The sequence below is a fragment of the Syntrophaceae bacterium genome (assembly GCA_013177825.1).
Classification (GTDB): Bacteria; Desulfobacterota; Syntrophia; order Syntrophales; family PHBD01; genus PHBD01.
On record JABLXX010000002.1, the window covers coordinates 1 to 19,666 of the forward strand.

Here is a 19,666-nt window from a genome sequence, read left to right on the forward strand (position 1 = left end):
AGCCCATCGAATGGCTCAGTGACAATGGACCTGCCTATATTGCCAGAGAGACCGTTGCGTTTGCCGAATCCGTCGGATTCATCGTCTGTACGACACCGTTTTACAGCCCCGAATCCAACGGGATGGCGGAGGCTTTCGTCAAGACATTTAAACGCGATTATGTTCACGTCAACCCTCTGCACGATGCCCGGTTCGTCCTGGCGCAGTTGCCGAAATGGTTTGAGGATTACAACGAGTTCCACCCCCACAAGGGCCTGAAGATGAAGTCTCCCCGCGAATATCGGAGACTTGCGGCTAAGTTAGAGACGTGTCCGGTCAATTAGGGGCAACTCCACGTTCGATCAGATCACGAATGGCTCGCGCTTCGTTTTTGTGATGTCCGTGGCTCGCAATGGGGTTGCTTCCTCCCGCCGAATCCATTCTAATGTCGGACCAGATTAAACCCGTATGGATATTGACCGAAGCCACTTTAGAGATCGCAATGCTCTCTTCATTGGAACCGAAGAGTCGCGGCTTAATCCGAGTAACCTGGTTTTGATTTACTTCTATACGCGCCGGGAAAAGTAGATTGCCCGAAGTCAACCGACTGGCGGTGAATACATGATTGTCGTCAACCATCACGTTCTCCTTCGATCCGATAATATATTTTCTTTTAGGTGGATCATCGTCACGCTAGATCCCATTAACACAGGGAGAAGATCACTCAACATCAGCCGCCGGATCGGGCTCGAAACGCCAGGTACCCGAAGATGATGAGGACCGCCAGAAGAGCGAGCCGTGCCATCCACATCAAGCTCGTGTGGGCTACGTGTCGCGTACCAGTCGGTTTGATGCCGGTTACGGCCAAAATGCCTGTGATGATTACTGCGAGACCGAGCCATCCTAACCAACTCATATCGTTCAGTCCTGCATCAGTCCGTGAAAACTCTGGGCGTCGCTCTTTCAGCATGTCGCAATCGCGGCGTGTCAAAAACATGCGTGATGACGAGTTCGTTTGTTGTTTCGGGCATCATGCCTTTCGAGGTCCTGATTGTGGTTTCATGCAACCGCAGCCTGAAACTCAAGCATGCTGCGGTGCATGATATGCCACTCTTCCTACTTTCCTAGAACCGACTTGACCTGCCCGATTTTCTCCTGAACCTGGCCGGCTATCTTTTCACCGGTGCCTTCAGTTTCCAACTTTTGATTATCTGTTAGTTCTCCCGTAACCTCCTTGATTTTACCTTTTACTTGATGAAACGTGCCTTCCGCCTTGTCCCTAATGCTCGATTTCATGGTATTCCTCCTTCGCCTATTTTACGATGAGATCATTCCTGACGGATTTGACCCCTTCAACGCTGCGAGCGATATGCCCTGCCTTATCGACGGCATTCGCGGAATCAACGAAACCGCTCAGTTGAACGATGCCTTTGCGTGATTCGACGCCGATCTCAAATGATTTGAGAAAATCATCACTTGCGAGCAGAGATTTTACCTTGGTCGTGATGACCGTATCGTCAACGTAGTTGCCCACACTTTCACTTGTCCCTGCCAACGAATAGGTTGCAAAGGTGGTGAACAACATCAGAAGCACTAAAAAGTGAATAACAATATTTCTCTATTTCATAGCGTTTACTCCTCCTTGCTTGTTTTTGGTGAAATGATCGGTTGTGAGTTGCGAGACCTTTTCTCACGATGTGATAGCAAGCTTTTATAAGCTCTTCCCGGACATGCCGACCACCTTCCAAATCTTCTCTGTCCACACCCGATGGAGATGGTGCGGAACATCACTTCATAGGGCTCTCTGAGAAGGAGGTTTATCTCTCCCAAGAATGCCTTGAAGAGTTACACGCACACTTCAGAGCCGGCCCATCAGCACCAGAATGATCACAATCAGAAGAACCAATCCAAGTCCACCGCTGGGATAGTATCCCCAGCTTTTACTGTGAGGCCAGGTGGGCAGTGCGCCGACTAAGATGAGAATCAAAATAACGATCAGTATCGTTCCCATGTTTTTCCTCCTTTCCCTTTATTTGACGATCTTGTTTCTTAGCTTACTACCCATTCCCCTTTTTCTGATTCGGAAGTTCTCTTGCTTTATGTCTTCTCCTCAATCTTCAAGTTGATCTTGGGTGGGATGAGCAGGATCATGAGGATAACAATTGCAAAAGGCTGGCCAACAGCCGAAGGGAGTGAGATATTTGGATTGATGCTTTAACAACAGGGGATTAGGTCAATAAGAGAGAATAGCAGAAAAGCATGAAATGATTCGTTTAGCCTCAATATGCTATGGAACCGGAATATATTTAGGGATATACTGAGAAGAGTTAGTCACTTTGTTAACCTGCCTTTCTTTTTTATCACGCTGCCGGGCGGCCCTGAACGAATGTGTGCTTGCTCTCAGGGTGTTCGGGTTGAGGCATAAGATCGTTGCAACCCCGCTCAGATTAGACAACTGCCGGCAGCGCATGCACCTACAGGGCTGTCATGATAACCGCATTGCAGTCTTCTTTGACGTTACCCCCTTCCATTAAAAACGGTAGGTCAATCCGCCAAGAAAGATATCCGTGTCTCGGTTGTAATTGGTGACAATCCGGTGAAAGGAGCCGCGGACTGCGAACTGTGGATGAAATCGCCAGGAGGCCGTGAAGCTGACAGCGCCCGCGACCTTTGTTTTCTCCTCATTGTCACCACTATATTTGTCGCGAGCAAGATAGGGACCGGCCCCGATCCCAAGGGCCAAATGATCCTCGAAGAATGCTCGGACGGCCCAGAGCTCAGTAATAATGCCGTAACGGCCGAAGGGGTTGGTATCGCCTTCATTGAGCCACGCAATCGTCCAATCGACATAGCGCAGGAGACCGCGCCGGTACTCGGCACTCAACGCGGTATCCTTCTCCGATTTGGCGCTGTTCAGGACGGATTGACCGAGAAAAAGTGTGATTTCGTCGTCCGTTCGCGATCAGCCGGTTTGCAGGACGATTCCGGCGATGCAGAGGCTCCCAGCAGGTAGCCGATCCCGAAGGTTCCCGACAAGGTATCAAAACTTCTCTCGGTCGCAATGTAGTTGAAGCGCACTTGTAACAGCAGCGGGCGCAGCCCGTACCAGGTCGCAGTCGCACTGGATATAACGCCGAAACCGTGCCTGTCTTGGAATGTTTCTGTAATGGGGACAACCTGCGTATCCGCATATGCAAAAGGCCCGATGCCGAGAGCCAGGGACAACCGCGAATCGATTAGATCTGTGTGCCCCCAGATCTGGGCGGCAAGTCCGTCGCGATAGTGGTTTATCTGATGCCCCTCGTTGATATAAGAAAAGCTGAATGCTGCATGATCTCCCAAGTCCTGCCTGTAAGTGACTGACCACTGGTTTCTCGCATTGCGCGTATTCGTATCATATGTGCCCCCAACGTTGACGAACATCTCCTGGGCCATGACCGGACAGGATAGCGTAACAAAAAGTAAAACAAGAACGATCTTTTTCATGCAGATCTCCCGATGAAAGAGCTCCTTCAGATTGATTCCATATCTCCCTTGTGCACCTCCCCAACGAAACTCTAAAAAATCCGGTACTCAGGGCCCAAATATTAAGAAGTTGTGGCGTGTTACCCGCTACGGTTCAGATGGATGCCGAAATATGAATAACCTATTTCACAATCAAATTATTATTTACAGATTTGACCCCCCTAACGCTATGTGCGATTTGACCTGCTATGTTAACGGCTTTTTCTGAATCAACGAAGCCGCTCAGTTGAACGGTGCCTTTGTAGGTTTCAACACTGATCTGAAACGACTTGAGAAAATCGTCCTCGGAAAGAAGAGATTTTACCTTGGTTGTGATGACCGAATCGTCAATATATTCACCAGTACTTTCCTTTATGGGTGTCGATGCACAGGCCGCAAAGGTAACAATCAGCATAAGCAGCACTAAAAAGCTGATAATGATATTTCTCTTTTTCATAGCAGTTACTCCTCTCTGTAAGTTTGCAGTGAGCTGTAAAAATAACTGGTTGCGAGATCTTTTCTCCTGAACGTATTGTATTGATTAAAAGGTCTTTCTTAAGCTGCCGACTACCCTCCCGATAAACGGCCTCCACTTTTCCAGCAAGGATGCAAGTTGCAGCAAGAACGCCTTCGATATACGGCCTTGTTACCTCCTTGCGCTTCGTAATTGTTATATACCGATCTGCTCTCATCCATGAAGAGAGACTGGTGCATCATTTCAAATGTCTTACCATGCAATCAAGGACAAGAACTCGCATTGGGGCGAGATGAGCAGAATCATAATACGTGCAACAGCAAATGCCCTGCCAATAACCGGAGGAAGGCCAGAAGATTTGATTTATCCCTTAATGTCAATGGATTAGATTCGTAGGAGGGAACAGCAGAAAAGTACGAAATGATTCGTTAGGCCTCAATATATTCAGGTTCCACAGCATATTGAGGCCTAACGAATCAATTCATCCTTCTCCACTTTTCTTTCATTAATCTAATCCATTGACATTACAGGATGAATCATAATGGCTGTCTTCCCGCCGGTTATTGGCCGGCCATTTGCTATGACATTTTCAAGGTTCTGGTAATCAGATGGATGAAGGTCCTTCTGAGAAGCGCATGGACTTATCACAGAGGATTGCTTCACTGTCCGGCTCCATCAGAATGAAGAGGGGATAACAGCACTGCGACTCCTCTCAAAGTATTGTGGCTGGGAGGCGAGCAAATTGCTGTCTGAACCTGCCCTAACGATAAATTGGGGGAATGGAAATGGATCATAATCACGCAGATCAAGAGTGGAGCAGACTAGAGGCCTATATCGATCATATGTTTGGCAGATATCTCAGGAACAGTCAGGACCTGCTTGAATACAAACCCCGTCAGGCAATCTATCTGCTGGAAACATCAAGGGATGACAGGAAGGACTATCCGTAGGCATTCTGAGCCAAGTAGAGCTCCGAATGCGATATCGCCTATGGCGCTGCACAAAGACTGTTTCGATCGTCGAACCGTCATGAAGGCATCATTTGATATTCATGGCAATTCGGAGAGGTGAATGAAATGCTGGCATCTCAGATAATCTGCATGGAATGCGGATATCAGGGTTTGTTCGATATACAGGAAGTATCTGTTGAAAAAGCGAAGCCAAACTCTTTCAGATACTTGGGACATAACGCTTTTACGGGTGCCATGCACTATCAGTGCCCTGAGTGCAATTCATATCTGAATGTCAATCCGATGGATATTTTCAAGACGTATCCCGTGAGAGGACAACCGAGGCCGGGCCAACCGGTAAAAGATCCTTACAGCGTCCCGGCAGAGATGGATTTTCTCTGGAAGTTGCCCGGTATCATCAAGAACCGGGTACTTGGGTTGACAAGATATATCAGCAAGAGTCTTGGCGCTATTATTTAGAGACGCCTATTTGCTTCTGGATCAATCCCATAGGATCGCAGGGCCTTGATTAAGAAGCGCTTCCATGCGGACCGGACCGATCCGGTCAATTACGATCCGACCCTCAACACAGCCCGATACAGTGTTGAGACAGCCGGCAAGATTTTCAAAGAAGCGTTCAACACAGGTTCCTCGTACGGTTATTCAATAACAAAACGGTAAAGAGCATCCCCATGTATCAGGAAAAATGGCAACAAAAGCACCCCGATAAATATGCCCCGGAAGACGTTGTCTTCGGCCGAATCCACCGAGGAGATACGATATTCATCGGCTCGGCTTGTGCAGAACCGCAGCATCTGGTCCGGAATCTGATTCACTATGTGGAGTCTCACCCCAAGGCATTTGTCGATGCCGAGGTTCTCCATATCCGATCCCTTGGTGTTGCCCCTTATGCGACGGAAAAGTTCAAGCAAAATTTCCGTCATAACTCTTTTTTTGTTGGTGACAGTACCCGTGACGCCGTCAACAGCGGTGTCGCCGACTACACGCCCATCTTTCTCTCGGAGGCCCCGGGGCTCTTCATAAGCGGCCTCGCGCTTATCGATATTGCATTGGTCCAGGCAACACCGCCGGATGAATACGGGTTTATGAGTCTGGGTATCAGCGTAGATGTCGTCAAGGCGGCCGTTCAGCAGGCAACGGTTGTTATTGTCCAGGTCAACCGCTCCATGCCTCGAGTTCTCGGCGATGCTTTCATCCATATCGACGACGTGGACTATATCGTCCCCCATGATGAAGACCTCCTGGAGTACAGTCCGAACGCCCCTGAAGAAACAAGCCAGCAGATCGGCCGGTATGTGTCACGTCTGATTGAAGACGGGGATACCCTTCAGGTGGGTTACGGCAAAATCCCGAATGCCGTCCTGGGGAATCTTTCCGGCAAGAAGCATCTCGGGATCCACACGGAACTTATCAGCGACGGTATTGTAGAACTCATGAGGCAGGGCGTAATCGACAATTCCCGCAAAACACTCGACCCCGGGAAAACCGTAACAACCTTCTGCATGGGCCAAAAGTCGACCTACAAATATCTTCACGACAATCCGGCCTTTGAATTCCGGACCATCGATTATACCAACAACCCTATGAATATTGCCCGCCAGGATAACATGGTCGCCATCAACAGTGCGCTGGAAATCGATCTGACGGGCCAGGCGACGGCAGAATCGATCGGGAGGATCTCTCACAGCGGAGTTGGAGGGCAGGCAGACTTCATGCGGGGCGCGGTCCTCTCCAGGGGAGGAAAGTCAATCCTGGCTATGCAATCCACTGCAGCCGGGGAGAGCGTTTCCAGAATCGTCCCGACACTCCAGGAAGGAGCTGGCGTAACCCTGACCAGGGGTGATGTCCATTATGTGGTGACGGAGCACGGCATCGCATATCTTCATGGGAAAAGTCTCCGGGAGAGAGCCATGGAACTCATTGGCATCGCCCACCCGAAATTCCAGTTGTCACTCATCGAGAAGGCAAAGAAACTGGGACTCATCTACCGGGATCAAGCTTTTATCCCCGGCATCCGGGGCGAGTATCCCGAGCAGTTCGAATCGTATCGGGTGACCGCCAAAGGCTTCAACATCCTCTTCCGTCCCATTAAGATCAGTGATGAACCAAGGCTAAAGGATTTCGTCTATTCCTTGTCCGATCAGAGTCTCTACCGGCGTTTCATGTCCGTACGGAAGGATGTCCCCCACGAAGTCCTGCAGGACATGGTCATCATCGACTACACTGTGGAGATGGCCATCCTTGCCATTGTCCCCAGGGAAGAAGAAGAGGAAATTGTCGGTGTCGGCAGATATTACATGGATGATGTGAAACACTCGGCAGAGGTGGCCTTTGCCGTGAAGGATGCCTACCACAACAAAGGCATCGGCTCAGAGCTGCTTTCCTATCTGACGTACCTTGCCAAACGTCAGGGCTTGCTGGGTTTCAACGCCGAAGTCCTTTCGGATAACCAGCCCATGATGCACGTCTTCGAAAAGGGCGGCTTCGATCTGAAAAAGAGTAGTGCCGCCGGGATCTGGGAGTTGAAGATGACATTCCGGTAAGTCCCTACTTTCTCTACGGAAACGGGTGCGTTGAATAAGCCTCTCGGGGAGAAGGACACTCAATGATTCGTATTGGGAAGTGAAGAGTTTGAACATGATCCAAACAGAGTGAGAATGGAACGACTTTGTGTATGCAAATGAAGGATTTCCCTGAGGAGGCATGAATCATGAAAAATTGTAAGGGTGTCATCGCTGTGTTGATGATGTTCGCTTTAATTGTCGGGGTAGCGGGCTGCTCGAAAGAAGGCCCGATGGAGCGCGCCGGCAAGAAAGTCGATAAGGTAGTAGAGGACATCAAGAAATAATGAAACTAGAAATTATTTATACACTTCCACCCTGAAAAAGAGCTTCTTATCAATGCTTCCCCGTCTGTGCGAACCATCAGCCCAAAGGATTGGAGGCACTTGCCAAGGGATAAATCATGTTAAGCCTGTTCTTAAAAATTTCTTCTTTTTTAATGGTAATTTTATTACTTGCCGGTTGTGCTGCACAGAAATCCATAACCTCCTCGAACGTCACAACGTTGAATTCAGAATTGAATTCAGGCCAGCCTGCCCAGAAGATCACCATAGCCGAAAAACCGGCAGTTGTTCCCCTATCCCAACCTGATGAGGTTGAAAAAGAAGTGAAACCTGCAAAAGAAACTGGCTCAGCAACAGAGCAGACACCCGTTTCCATAGCGGAACCTATGCCAGAAATGGTTTCCATTTCACTGAATGTAGAATTTGACACCGGTAGAGCAAACATCAAACCAAAATTTCACAATGACATCAGGAGAATTGCCGATTTTATGAATAAATATTCCTCAACGTCGGCGGTCATAGAAGGACATACAGACAATATTGGCAAAAAAGTGGTCAATGTTGAACTATCCCTGCTTCGTGCCACTACAATAAAAGCATATCTTGTTGACAAGTTTGGTATCGTCAGTTCTCGCATCAAAGTGGTTGGTTATGATTACCAAAAACCCATTGCAAGCAACAAGACGGTGGAAGGAAGACAAAAAAACCGTAGAGGTGAAGCGCATATTGTAGCGGATGGAATCCAGAATAAAGTATACTCTTTTTTTGAAGATTCAGATCTACCAAAAGGAGGTTTTCCTATAGTTAATCAAGAATATATTGATGAGAAAATCAAATCATTCAAGGAATTACAGGGGGATGCATCTTATTCTTCAAAGGCAGTTAAAGGGACGGCACTGGAAATTTATGCAATGTGGGGAGGGATCTTTTCTCACTGTGCCATTCGAATCAAAACAAATCCAGATTCATTTTATCAGCTTGAGTTGCAATCTTTGCCAGATTTAAAAAAAGCCGGCATGACAGATTTTCGAAAAATTGGGGCGGCGATAAGTTTATTCGGTGCGACTGAAAATCAGTTTGATGTTGTAGAATTTACCGACAAGGATGAACGAACAAAATTGGATAATTTTGAACCCCATTATGCAACCATGCCAATATGTATTGGCAAAAAAGCGACTAGGAAAAGATCTCAATGGTATAGAGCTTGCCTGAGTCACTATGCCAGAAGTTACAATCCCGAAAATGCGCGAAAAGCCGGTAATCAAACAAAAGTATTCGACTATAATCCGACGATCCACAATTGCTGTAACTTCGCAGAAGAGGCTTTAGAAGCTTGCGGACTCGCAAATTGTTTCGATTTGGGAAAAAGCACAGGGCTTCATCACAAAACTGGCTCGCTTGAAGAATAACCAGCGATGATGCTATTATGTTGTGTAACTCTCCACAACCTATTCCTCAATATATTCAGGCTCCACAGCATATTGAGGCTAAACGAATCATTTCATCCGTTTTCCCGTCCACTCCAGTCGATCTAACTATCTGTATTTAAAGGATTAATCAAAGACTTTGGTTTTCCTTCGGCTAATGGCCGGTGATTTGCAACTACCTATCAATCATCGACATCATATCACCCTAGGATAAGTTCATATCAAAGGAGGAGGCAATGAAGAGAATCATGATACTGACCATGGTTTTCGTGATGCTGCTTGTTTCTATGGGAGGATGTTGGATGAGGTGGGATAGAGATGGCAGGGGTGGAGGATATGAAGGGCATGGCGGGCAAGACAGACAAGACAGACAAGACAGGCAAGATGAACGGCGTTAGGAAAGAAATTGTGCTCACTACCGGCACAGTATTGTGCTGTTATCGTTGGTAGTGGAAACCATTCAATGAAAGGGAGACAGATCATGAAACGAAAAGTTTATCGGGTTGCTTTTTCAGCTACGCTCGTTGTTGCAATGGTGGCGTTTCTATCCACGATTTTTTTCGTCAATGCAAATTCTTCTTTTGCGGCCTCTGTGAAGAAGAAATCGTCAGCATTGGGTAGAACCTCTGCTGTCGAGTATACGGAGGCGCAGATCAAACAGCTTCAAGGCGCATTAAAGATCACCGCAGCCCAGGAAGAATTGTGGAAGAACCTTACTCAGGTGATGCGGGAAAACGCGAAAGACATGGACGCCCTGACCAAGGACAGGAGAGAACAAACCAGCACCATGAACGCTGTTGAGCGGATGAAATTTCACAAACAAATTACACAAACCCATTTAGATCAACAGAACAAGCTTATCCCTCCTTTTGAGGCGCTCTATGCCAGTATGTCGGATGAACAGAAAGAGAGTACCGACACAATATTCCGGACAGGGAAACATGGAAGAAGCAAGAGGAAATGATCGGTTGTAATAAAAATGAAGATTGATGCCAGACAGGAGATTGGAATCGATCAAGGAAAGGAGTGACTTTATGAAAACATCAGGGACATGGAATATCAGCTCCGTGGCGGGCAAGATGTTGATAGGGCTTGTTCTGGCTGCAATGATCAGCAGTGTAGATGTATTGCCGGCCTTCGGCAGAGATGACCATAAACGTCAGGGAAGACATGACAATAGACGTTACGAAGAGAGAGGACGCGAGCACGACCGTGACTACCGCTATGTGAAAGGAAAGCGTGTTTATTACTACAGGGAACGAGTTTATGCCCCGCCGCCGGTTGTCTATGCACCGCCTCCTCCGCCGGGCATCAGCATATTTTTCCCACCCATCTTTATCCATCCCTAGACTGAATTTGAACAAGGATGGAATGTCAGGTTCCAAATGGCCGGTGCAATGATGCATAAGCTGGAAACGAATATGAACCGCCGGACAAGCGACCAGAGGTGTTGCAGAGGATCATCGATCTCTCTCCTTACCGGGCAGAGGGGAGGATCGCCACTGGAGGGGAGCCTGACTCCTCCTAAAGCCTCCCCTCCAGGCTAGTTCGGGAATATGCCTTCGGTTAAGGACCGCTGCAACGACTCCGTACATCATCAGCAAAGGAGCACAACAAAAAGGAGAGAAGAAAAATGGCAGCAAACGATTGGCTCAAAGGATTGTTGGTAGGTGGCATAATCGGGGCGGTTCTCGGGATTCTCTACGCCCCGAAAAGCGGGAAAGAGACACGGGAAGATATATCGAAATCCGCCGAGGAATTGTGCTATAAGAGCAAGGAGAAGTATGAGTGGGCAATTCAGAAAATAGAGAAACTGGTGGATGAGGGAAAGGATAAATTCGCGACGAAAAAGGGGGGGCTGAAGAAGGTCATTGATGAGGACATGGAAACCATCAAGTGAGAGTACAGACAGAAAACGATCCTGGAGAAAAGAATCAATGCATATTTCTGACTGGCTTGATAAAGAGGAAACAAAAGGCGTTGATGTATCTCAAATCACGTTGCCTGATGACATGTCTTATGACGAAGTCCCAGACGAAACTATTTTTTTCAAGGAAATTAATCCCTGCGGAATTCTCTGTCCAAATAAACATCCATTTTCTACAGTCGAGCGCTTTGGTCGCTGGTATTTTTGCAGAGGTCGAAACAAGGAAGACAGCATTCATCCGTCAGGAATAGAATGGAAATTTTTTACAAGAAATAGAGATCTCGCCGTAAAAACAGCTAAATCACACATCAAAAACACATAATGAAAATCTGGCCAATGATCTTCTCTTCCGGCGGTCGATGTTTGGCTACGGTAGTGATGCTTTTACTGATAGCACTATTTCAGCATCAACCAGCCTTGGCTCTTTCTCCCTCGGACATTTCCAGCCCTATCCCCCCCGCCGCAGCAGTGAAGCTTGTTCAGTTCTGCGCTGATCCCAAAGTTGGGCTCGATAACCAGGCCGTTGCCACCCTCGTAGATTACGTCCTTGAGCCTAAGTCGAAGAAAGAAGCGGATCTCCCAAAACATCAGGAGTCTCCCGGGGCATATTATGAATTCGATACAAAGATCACCTTCCCCCGTTTTCTGAACTACGCCTATAGCCCCCAAATTCCAGCGGCCCTCACAAGACCATCTTCCATGCGGTACTCTTTATGGATTGCCCCCCAGGGGAAATTACATAATATGCCGATTCACTGGAGATCAGCCTCTCCAGCCGGTGAGCCTGTCATCATTCGCGGATTACAACGCGACTCGAACACTCCGGACGTGACCACGGGCGTTTACTATGAATACGATCTGAAAAGAACTCTCATCCTTCTCAACCATAAGGGTAGACAGGTTCTTATTTCCGTTTCCAAACAGATCAATAACTCCGGCGTCGGTAAAAAGGGGATCATCCTGGGGAATGATGACGATTGGAATTACTATTATTCTGGCGAACCCGGCTCATTCAAGGAAGGTATAGGTTGGGCTAAGTCCTACATCTATGACTTTATTTCCGTGGGAGTCTATGTTGAATCAGGCGCTATGGTGAGAACCGGTACTTTTCAATGGATTCGGGCTGGATGGTCTGGGATCAACTTTGTCCAAACGACTCATATAACGAATGGCATGAAACGATTTGCCCGAAATTTTAAGACAATCCTCGAATCGCCTAACTTGCCCACTCCAAACCAGATGATTTCCACTTATCATCGACTTTCCGCATTGCCAAAGCCAGATCTGATTGAAAAGTATAACGCACTGCAGAGGTCACAACAATCCTTGGCCATCCAGACCGGTAAAATCGGCACAACTGAAGCAAATAAACAGCGCTCCTATGCTCAAATCCCCAAAGAGCAAATCGTTGGAGAATTGATGCTGGAATATCTCAAGATGGCCCTTGGCAAGTCATCACTGGTAGAAAAAAAGGTCGTTTTGGGCAGCAAATAAGATTTGTCCTTCCTCAAGAACTCCCTCAATATACTGAAGTTCCGCCGCATATTGAGGCCAAAAGAATCCTTTCATACTTCTAAGCCATTCTCTCATCAATCTAATCCACCGACAATAAAGGAAAAATCAAAGTTTCTGCCGTTCCTCCGGCTATTGGCAGGCTACTTGCTGTTATATCTTCCATGATCCTCGTAATCATACGAATGAAGGTGCTTCCTAATAAGCGTATGGAGTTGTCACAGACATTTCCATCACTGTCCGATTCCATCAGGATGGAGAAGGGATGTCAGCGCTGCGACTTCTGCCAGCATATTACGGATGAAAATGGGCTCTTTCTTCTAGAAGAATGGGACACTCAGGAGAACCTTAAGAACCACCTGAAATCGGATAATTTTCAAGTACTCAGGGGGGCAGAGAACCTCCTCGCGGAACCCTATACGATGACATTCCACAACCTTATTCATCCAGTGGGAATGGAGGACAATTAGTGGACGAATTGCTTCTTAGAAAGTGTCTTCGCTGCGGGGGTGCCATGATCCATGACAGATTTTACGGTCCCTATGAGCAGTTTTGGGGATGGAAATGTTTAATCTGCGGAGAGATTATTGACCCGGTGATACTGGAGAATCGGAAAATGATGAGAGTTGGTCAAAGCGCAAGCGTTCAAAATGCGAGGAGGTAATGAGGTGACATACGGACGCCTTAATTGCAGCAAGTTGAAACTCTTCCGGAGGAGGTGATGTATCCGGAAAGGAGGGTGCTTGGCAGATTCAGGTAAATTCCGTAAAATTTAACATACGTTCAGGCGATAAGTTCTATCAACCGACCATTTCACTACAACCTTACAGAGAGGAGTAACACCATGAAAAAGAGAAACGTCGTTATCCACGTACTCGTGATTCTTATGCTGATGGCCACCTTTGCTACCTATTCGTTGGCGGGGACGAGCGAAAGTGCAGGCAACTACATTGATGATACGGTCATCACGACCAAGGTAAAATCTCTGCTCGCAAGTGATGATTTTCTCAAATCATTTCAGATCAGTGTGGAATCACGCAAAGGCATCGTCCAGTTGAGCGGCTTCGTTGATTCTCAAAAGGCTGTCGATAAGGCGGGCCAAATCGCACGCAGCGTTGAAGGGGTCAATTCCGTCAGAAATGATCTCATCGTGAAATAGGCAAAGGGGAATTCCATGAAAGCCAGCACAGAGGACCAACTAGAAGGCAAGTTTCACAAAATAAAGGGTCAGTTCAAGGAAATCGCCGGGGAACTGAGCGATAATCAAAAGTTGGAAGCTGAAGGAACCGGTGAAAAGATCGCCGGCCAGGTCCAGGAAAAGATCGGTCAGGTTAAGAAGGTTTGGGGGAAGTAAGGAGCGCCTCTCCGCCAACGGTTTCGACCTGAGGAAACCTATCGCGAGCAACAAGACCGAGAAAGGCCGGCAGCAGACCCGTCGGGTGGAAGCCGTGGTTGAGTACATCGTCCAGAAGTGGATTTCCCCTGAAGCCGCCCTGCCGGCGGGGCGGCTTCTGCAAACTCGAAAAAAAGGAAACATATCATGAGAGTAATATCTTCAATGTTTCTAATGTTGGTGACGGTGGCTATGCTGGCACTCAGTGTGCCTGCGTTCGCATCCGAGATGGATAACCGAATCGAATCAACCGCCAGAAGGTCGTATGTGTTCAGGACCTACCTTCAGGCTGATGATATCAAAGTCAAGTCCATGGATGGTATTGTTGCCTTAACGGGAACTGTCTCTGAAGAATCCCACAAATCATTGGCCCAGGAGACCATTGCGGGGCTGCCCGGCGTCAAAAGCGTGGACAACAGGCTGGAGGTCAAGGGTGCCGCCCCCACCGCAAACTCGGATGCGTGGATCCGGGATAAAGTGAAGGCCACGCTCTTGTTTCATCGCAGTGTGATCGGCTCTAAAACGGAAATTAACGTGAAAGATGGAATTGTTACCTTGGGGGGTGAAGCGACCAGCCAGGCGCAAAAGGATCTGACAACCGAATACGTCAAGGATGTCGAAGGGGTGAAAGACGTAAGTAATGAGATGACCGTGATAAGGACTTCTACAAAGACGCGAACTGTCGGCGAAAAGATTGATGACGCTTCAATTACAGCCCAGGTCAAGATGACGTTGTTATATCACCGCTCGACAAGTGCACTGCATACCTCGGTCACCACGAAGAGGGGTGTGGTTACATTGAGTGGCAAAGCCAGCAACGCAGCAGAATTGAACTTGGCCACCAGATTCGCCAACGATGTGAACGGCGTGAAGGCTGTAAAAAACCAGATGACCATCGAGTAGACCGATTCCAAGACCAGAGGGACAGTATGATCACTTCCGGTTGGTATGGCAGCGCAATAGCCGGCAGCGGGAAAGAGTGATCAGGAAGGAGGAACCGATGTTGTGGACGATTGCTGTTGTACTTGTAATTTTGTGGCTGCTGGGGCTGGTGAGTGGCTATACGATTGGCAATTTTATTCATATCCTGCTGGTTGTTGCCATCATCATTGTGCTGGTCAGAGTCATTCAGGGGCGGAGGCCCGTTTAGAAAGGAGGATCCTTGGCACATGAAAACTTCGTGCAAGATTAAGTATATGCAGAAGGGAAAACTGAATCTGAACAACAAAAGCTAAAGGAGATCGTGAAATGAAAAGATTCGGCTATGGATCAACATTATTGTTGATGTTTTGCATACTGTTTGCCGGTTGTGCGTCATTTAAACCGGTTGATCTTAACCCGCAGATTCGATCGGGTAAATTGGTTCAGAAAGCGGATAATATGGTTGTCCTCTTTGACAAATCCTCCTCCATGGGCAAGCTGCACGGTAAGCCGATGGTCAATGAGGCCACTCGCTTGATACATGGAAAAAATGCTGCAAAAAACATGATCGCAACAATTCCAGAAATCAAGCTGAATGCAGGGCTCAGGACCTTCTGGTCCAACGAAACGGCTCTGATTTATGGAATGAAGCCCCTTGTTAAGGAAGATTATACGAAAGCAATAAACTCTATCGAATTTGTCACCGGTAGAACTCCTTTGGCTGACGCTATAACAGGAGCAGGCGCTGATCTCCGAGGAGCACGGGGCAATTCGGCCATGCTCATTGTCAGTGATTTCTCCGAAACTCCGGGCATTGATGACATCAGGCCCGAAGCTGTTATGAGCGCCATAACGAGAGTCAACGGAGAGTATGGCGACAAGCTCTGCGTTTATGCCATTCAGGTAGGATACGCTCGTGATGGGAAAGAGCTTTCAGAGCAGATTGTTCAAAACGTGAAAGGCGGATACACCGTAAATGCCGATAAACTGGCAACTCCGGAAGCTATGGCCGCCTTTGTCGAAAAAGTTATCACTGGAGATTGTCTGCGCTATCAGGAGCTGATTGCAAAGACGGAGGAGAAGGTCGTTATTGCTGCGGCTGAACCGATCGTCGAGGAGAAGGTCAAGGCTGCCGCAGCTGAGCCGAAGATCATTGTCCTTGCGTTTGAAGACGTCCATTTCGATTTCGATAAGTCGACCCTGAAGCCGGAAGCACAGGAGATCCTGAAAAGGAACATCAAGCTTCTGAAAGATAACCCGAAAGCCAAAGTCCGCATTGCGGGGTATACCTCTGCTTCCGGCACGGATGCTTACAACCAGAGGTTAAGCGAAAGAAGGGCCAACGCTGTCCAGGAATACCTCATTAACGAAGGCCTCATTACACCGGCCAAGCTTTCCACGATCGGTTACGGCGAGGCAAACCCGGCTATGTACGAAGCCGCGCCCAAAGAGCTTTACTCTAAAGCGGCAAAGGCAAACATGAGGGTTCTCTTTGAAATAATTGTGCAGTAGGAACATCAGATGAAAGGTCCGGAAAGGTGTTATCCATCGATCCGGACCTTTATTTTGGAACGAAATCGCCCGGAAAAGGCTACGGTATGGAATGGTCAATGTCGAATCAAGCTGATAGTGCCGGCCCGTTCTATAAGATGATCAGATTTGTGATTTCCCGATTCCCAAGATGCCTGGGATGCATCATGCTCATCCTTCTGTCGAACGTTTCCATTGTTTACGGCGCGACACCCGACCTGCAGCAGGAAAATCCGTGGACGTTCAGTCTCTATTTTGAAAACGATCTTTTCTTCAACACGGATCAACATTACACGAATGGGGTCAAGCTGACCTGGATCTCACCCGACCTGACGAGTTATGCGGAAAGCAAGAAGCTGCCGGCCTGGAGCCACCGCTATATCCAGATGCTGCCCTTCATCAATGAACCAGGGATGAAACGCAATGTGGCCTTTTCTGTCGGCCAGGCAATGTACACGCCGGCGGACACCAAGAGGGCGGATCTTATCGCAAATGACAGACCATATGCGGGATGGCTCTATTCTGCCGTCGCCTTTCACAGCAAGAATGAACGACGTCTGGATTCCATGGAAATTCAGGTGGGCCTTGTTGGACCGCAATCCTACGCCCAATTCACACAAAAAGCTGTTCATGATCTCAGGGGTTTCGAGAGTCCCGAAGGATGGGACCATCAGTTGAAGAATGAGCCGGGATTGAACTTCATTTATGCGCGAAAATGGCGTGCATTCGATATCGACCTCGGGAACGGCCTGGGGGGCGATGTGCTCACTCTGCTGGGAGGCGCGTTGGGAAACATATACACTTATGCCAATGCCGGGATAGAAGCCCGCTTCGGTTTGAACGTTCCGCTGGACTTCGGAGAATCGCAAATCCAGCCGGCAAGCAGCGCCAATGCCCCTGTCACGGCAGAATATTCCCGCCTTTCCGGCTTTGAAGGCTATAGCCTTTATCTTTATGCAACCGCAAATGGCCGGGCCGTGCTCAGGGATATCTTCCTTGATGGCAATACCTTTGCCCGCAGTCACAGTGTCGACAAGGAATACTTCGTCGGCAATGTGGCTATCGGCGTCGGTATAATCATTTACCGGTTTAAACTCTCGATAGCCGAAGTGATACGAACCAGAGAGTTTCATGACCAGCAAGGGGCACAGAAATTTGCATCGATTACCCTTTCCTTCACCTATTGATAACCTGCACCATCATGAGAATGACGGTCCCCCAACAAGTGATCCAGTCAGGCGGTTAGTTTTCCGGCCTCAAAAATTGTTAATGGTCACCGAAAAATGACCCTTTGTGGTCATCGAAAAATGACCCCTTGGTTTATGATGGTTCCTCGTTGTGCGGAGACTGTTGGATGAGCCCCGCCTTGACCTTTTCCTTCAGGCGGTAGGAGTTCCCCTTGATGTTGACGGTGGTGGAGTGATGGAGGATCCGGTCCAGGATGGCCGTAGCGATGACGGAATCCCCGAAGATCTCGTTCCACTGGCTGAAGCTCCGGTTGGAGGTCAGGATCAGGGCCCCCTTCTCATAACGGCGAGAGATGAGCTGGAAGAAGAGGTGAGCACCATGGCGGTCGATGGGGATGTAGCCGATCTCGTCGATGATCAGGAGCTTGGACTGGCAGTAGAGTTTGAGCTTCTCCTCGAAGCGGTTCTCGGCGTAGGCCTTGGTCAAGGAGGCCACCAGGGGCGTCGCCTGGGTAAAGTAGGTCCGGTATCCTTCCGAGACGGCCTTGAGACCCAGGGCAACGGCCAGATGGGTTTTCCCGACGCCCGGCGGTCCCAGCAGGATGATGTTCTCGCCGTTGGCGATGAAGCGGCAGGAAGCCAGCTCTTTGATCTTCTTCTTGTCGATCGAGGGCTGAAAGGCAAAGTCGAAGCTCTCCAAGGTCTTGACGAAGGGGAACCGGGCCATGGTGGTGCGCATGGACACGTTCTTCTCCATCTTGGCGGCGACCTCCTGGGACAGCATCTGATCCAGGAAGTCCGTGTAGGAGAGATTGTTTCGGGAGGCCTCCTCCAGGCTGTTCTCCAGGAGGTTCTGGATCCGGTGAAGCCTCAGGTGCCGCAGGTTCTCCTGAATGCGGGCAAGCGGAGTCATCGGGCACCTCCTTCGGCAACGGCCTCATAGAAGGCCAGGTCCCGGATCTCCACGTCTTCTTTGGGAGAAGGGCGGAAAGGGTGCCAGGCCGGCGTGGCCGGCAGACGATCCCGCCGGAAGAGACCCCAGTAGTGCTCCTTGTTGATCCGGTTCTGATAGGTGCCTTCACAGCGGGTGTGGGAAACGACGAGTTGACCGTCATGGTAGACATGGATCCGATCATCGACAGCCTGAACATCCACCTGCTTGCCGGCAAATCGGAAGGGGACGGAGTAGCGGTTCGTCTCGAAGGCGACCATACAGTCCCGGGAGACTTGCCGGACGACCCGTTCCTGGATCGTGTAGGGCGGCTTTCCCTGGTGGTCGAGCAGCAGGTCCCGCTCTTCCAGGAACAGTTCCGCCGGTTTCCGATGGGTGGTCCCGTGAATCCGCTGATCCGCTGCGGTTGTAATCCAGTTCAGGAGCGACTCGTTGAGGTGATCGAGGGAAGCGAAGGCTTTCCCCCTGAGGAACCGTTTGACGTACTTGACGCCCGACTCCACCTTGCCCTTGGTCTGGGGACGATAGGGCCGATGAAGCCGGGGACGGAACCCGTAATACCGGGCAAAATCCCAGAAGGCGGCATTCCAGCGGATGGAACGGCCCTCGAAATCCCGGGAAACAACGACTGTCTTCGGGTTGTCGTAAAGGATCTCGTGGGGAATACCGACGAAGTGATCGAATGCGGCAAGGTGACAGCGGATGAACAAGGGAAGCTTCTCGTCCGTGGCGGCTTGGACAAACATCCCGCGGCTGTAGCTCAGGGTCAGGACGAAGATGTGCTCCTTCCAGGGGTTCAGGATGCTGCTCATCATGGTCGTTCTTGTGTAGGCAACCGGGGTTCCTTCTGGCTGAGAATCTTCCGCACCGTACGCACGTCCAGACCCAGCGCCCGGGCAATCGACTTCTTGGACTCATGAAGCCTGTGCCGCGTGTGGATCTCGTGCCACTGGTCCCCCTTGATCATCTCGTCCCCTCCCGATGCTGCCATCGGGAGGATTATGACTTCGGCAATGCTCATTTGCGATCCCCCTTTCGGTTGG

The 19,666-nt window shown here is 49.1% G+C and carries 28 protein-coding genes; 17 read left to right on the top strand and 11 right to left on the bottom strand.

Going from position 1 to position 19,666, the window contains the following annotated elements:
* Window positions 1-323: transposase (locus HPY65_04970; GenBank protein NPU83821.1), on the top strand; the 323-nt coding region annotated here is incomplete at its 5' end.
* Here HPY65_04970 and HPY65_04975 read toward each other — a convergent pair.
* The 8 genes from HPY65_04975 to HPY65_05010 all read right to left on the bottom strand — a co-directional run bounded on the left by HPY65_04975 (window position 316) and on the right by HPY65_05010 (window position 3,940).
* On the bottom strand, window positions 316-618 hold the full coding sequence (locus HPY65_04975; GenBank protein NPU83822.1) for a hypothetical protein: 303 nt from the start codon (window positions 616-618) through the stop codon (window positions 316-318). The genes HPY65_04970 and HPY65_04975 overlap by 8 nt on opposite strands.
* Before the next feature lie 91 nt (window positions 619-709).
* Window positions 710-895 (bottom strand): hypothetical protein, encoded by a 186-nt coding sequence (locus HPY65_04980; protein NPU83823.1) that lies wholly within the window; start codon window positions 893-895, stop codon window positions 710-712.
* Window positions 896-1,095: 200 nt separating this feature from the next.
* Window positions 1,096-1,275: a CsbD family protein gene (locus HPY65_04985; GenBank protein ID NPU83824.1), complete on the bottom strand. Its 180-nt coding sequence runs from the start codon at window positions 1,273-1,275 to the stop codon at window positions 1,096-1,098.
* Between the two features lie 16 nt (window positions 1,276-1,291).
* Window positions 1,292-1,564: a BON domain-containing protein gene (locus HPY65_04990; protein ID NPU83825.1), complete on the bottom strand. Its 273-nt coding sequence runs from the start codon at window positions 1,562-1,564 to the stop codon at window positions 1,292-1,294.
* Window positions 1,565-1,837: 273 nt separating this feature from the next.
* Window positions 1,838-1,990, bottom strand: a complete 153-nt coding sequence (locus HPY65_04995) for a DUF3309 domain-containing protein (protein NPU83826.1) — start codon at window positions 1,988-1,990, stop codon at window positions 1,838-1,840.
* A 519-nt stretch (window positions 1,991-2,509) separates the two neighbouring features.
* Complete coding sequence (locus HPY65_05000) at window positions 2,510-2,863, bottom strand: hypothetical protein (protein ID NPU83827.1); 354 nt, start codon at window positions 2,861-2,863, stop codon at window positions 2,510-2,512.
* Between the two features lie 29 nt (window positions 2,864-2,892).
* Window positions 2,893-3,465, bottom strand: a complete 573-nt coding sequence (locus tag HPY65_05005; protein ID NPU83828.1) for a hypothetical protein — start codon at window positions 3,463-3,465, stop codon at window positions 2,893-2,895.
* Between the two features lie 160 nt (window positions 3,466-3,625).
* Window positions 3,626-3,940, bottom strand: a complete 315-nt coding sequence (locus HPY65_05010; protein ID NPU83829.1) for a BON domain-containing protein — start codon at window positions 3,938-3,940, stop codon at window positions 3,626-3,628.
* Between the two features lie 1,094 nt (window positions 3,941-5,034).
* Here HPY65_05010 and HPY65_05015 point away from each other — a divergent pair.
* The 16 genes from HPY65_05015 (at window position 5,035) to HPY65_05090 (ending at window position 17,671) form a co-directional block, all read left to right on the top strand.
* Window positions 5,035-5,388 (top strand): hypothetical protein, encoded by a 354-nt coding sequence (locus HPY65_05015; protein ID NPU83830.1) that lies wholly within the window; start codon window positions 5,035-5,037, stop codon window positions 5,386-5,388.
* 212 nt (window positions 5,389-5,600) lie between these two features.
* A complete protein-coding gene (locus HPY65_05020; GenBank protein ID NPU83831.1) occupies window positions 5,601-7,472 on the top strand; it encodes a GNAT family N-acetyltransferase in 1,872 nt (623 codons plus the stop codon).
* Window positions 7,473-7,639: 167 nt separating this feature from the next.
* Entirely contained in the window at window positions 7,640-7,777 is a 138-nt protein-coding gene (locus HPY65_05025) for a hypothetical protein (GenBank protein NPU83832.1), read from the top strand.
* A gap of 116 nt (window positions 7,778-7,893) precedes the next feature.
* Entirely contained in the window at window positions 7,894-9,183 is a 1,290-nt protein-coding gene (locus HPY65_05030) for an OmpA family protein (protein NPU83833.1), read from the top strand.
* A 499-nt stretch (window positions 9,184-9,682) separates the two neighbouring features.
* Window positions 9,683-10,165: a Spy/CpxP family protein refolding chaperone gene (locus tag HPY65_05035; GenBank protein ID NPU83834.1), complete on the top strand. Its 483-nt coding sequence runs from the start codon at window positions 9,683-9,685 to the stop codon at window positions 10,163-10,165.
* A gap of 70 nt (window positions 10,166-10,235) precedes the next feature.
* Window positions 10,236-10,550, top strand: a complete 315-nt coding sequence (locus tag HPY65_05040) for a hypothetical protein (GenBank protein ID NPU83835.1) — start codon at window positions 10,236-10,238, stop codon at window positions 10,548-10,550.
* Between the two features lie 284 nt (window positions 10,551-10,834).
* The gene (locus HPY65_05045) at window positions 10,835-11,101 is read left to right on the top strand and encodes a YtxH domain-containing protein (protein ID NPU83836.1); all 267 of its coding nucleotides are present in this window, start codon (window positions 10,835-10,837) and stop codon (window positions 11,099-11,101) included.
* A gap of 37 nt (window positions 11,102-11,138) precedes the next feature.
* Entirely contained in the window at window positions 11,139-11,450 is a 312-nt protein-coding gene (locus HPY65_05050; GenBank protein ID NPU83837.1) for a hypothetical protein, read from the top strand.
* A 41-nt stretch (window positions 11,451-11,491) separates the two neighbouring features.
* The gene (locus tag HPY65_05055) at window positions 11,492-12,622 is read left to right on the top strand and encodes a hypothetical protein (GenBank protein NPU83838.1); all 1,131 of its coding nucleotides are present in this window, start codon (window positions 11,492-11,494) and stop codon (window positions 12,620-12,622) included.
* A 182-nt stretch (window positions 12,623-12,804) separates the two neighbouring features.
* Window positions 12,805-13,110, top strand: a complete 306-nt coding sequence (locus HPY65_05060) for an antibiotic biosynthesis monooxygenase (protein NPU83839.1) — start codon at window positions 12,805-12,807, stop codon at window positions 13,108-13,110.
* Window positions 13,111-13,484: 374 nt separating this feature from the next.
* Complete coding sequence (locus tag HPY65_05065; GenBank protein ID NPU83840.1) at window positions 13,485-13,799, top strand: BON domain-containing protein; 315 nt, start codon at window positions 13,485-13,487, stop codon at window positions 13,797-13,799.
* 15 nt (window positions 13,800-13,814) lie between these two features.
* Window positions 13,815-13,994, top strand: a complete 180-nt coding sequence (locus HPY65_05070) for a CsbD family protein (GenBank protein ID NPU83841.1) — start codon at window positions 13,815-13,817, stop codon at window positions 13,992-13,994.
* Between the two features lie 186 nt (window positions 13,995-14,180).
* Window positions 14,181-14,936: a BON domain-containing protein gene (locus tag HPY65_05075; GenBank protein NPU83842.1), complete on the top strand. Its 756-nt coding sequence runs from the start codon at window positions 14,181-14,183 to the stop codon at window positions 14,934-14,936.
* A 97-nt stretch (window positions 14,937-15,033) separates the two neighbouring features.
* Window positions 15,034-15,183 carry a lmo0937 family membrane protein gene (locus HPY65_05080; protein ID NPU83843.1) on the top strand — a complete coding sequence of 50 codons (150 nt, stop codon included), beginning with the start codon at window positions 15,034-15,036 and terminating at the stop codon, window positions 15,181-15,183.
* Between the two features lie 98 nt (window positions 15,184-15,281).
* Window positions 15,282-16,466 carry an OmpA family protein gene (locus HPY65_05085; protein ID NPU83844.1) on the top strand — a complete coding sequence of 395 codons (1,185 nt, stop codon included), beginning with the start codon at window positions 15,282-15,284 and terminating at the stop codon, window positions 16,464-16,466.
* Window positions 16,467-16,651: 185 nt separating this feature from the next.
* The gene (locus tag HPY65_05090) at window positions 16,652-17,671 is read left to right on the top strand and encodes a lipid A deacylase LpxR family protein (GenBank protein ID NPU83845.1); all 1,020 of its coding nucleotides are present in this window, start codon (window positions 16,652-16,654) and stop codon (window positions 17,669-17,671) included.
* A 133-nt stretch (window positions 17,672-17,804) separates the two neighbouring features.
* On the opposite strand, the gene HPY65_05095 is transcribed toward HPY65_05090, so the two are convergent.
* From HPY65_05095 to HPY65_05105, 3 genes are read right to left on the bottom strand one after another with little or no spacing between them, the layout of a single operon-like run.
* A complete protein-coding gene (locus HPY65_05095) occupies window positions 17,805-18,584 on the bottom strand; it encodes an ATP-binding protein (protein NPU83846.1) in 780 nt (259 codons plus the stop codon).
* Window positions 18,581-19,438 (bottom strand): IS21 family transposase, encoded by an 858-nt coding sequence (locus HPY65_05100; GenBank protein NPU83847.1) that lies wholly within the window; start codon window positions 19,436-19,438, stop codon window positions 18,581-18,583. Before HPY65_05100 ends, HPY65_05095 begins: the two co-directional genes overlap by 4 nt.
* Window positions 19,435-19,644: a hypothetical protein gene (locus HPY65_05105; GenBank protein NPU83848.1), complete on the bottom strand. Its 210-nt coding sequence runs from the start codon at window positions 19,642-19,644 to the stop codon at window positions 19,435-19,437. The genes HPY65_05100 and HPY65_05105 overlap by 4 nt, the downstream gene beginning before the upstream one ends.
* Between the last annotated feature and the right edge of the window lie 22 nt (window positions 19,645-19,666).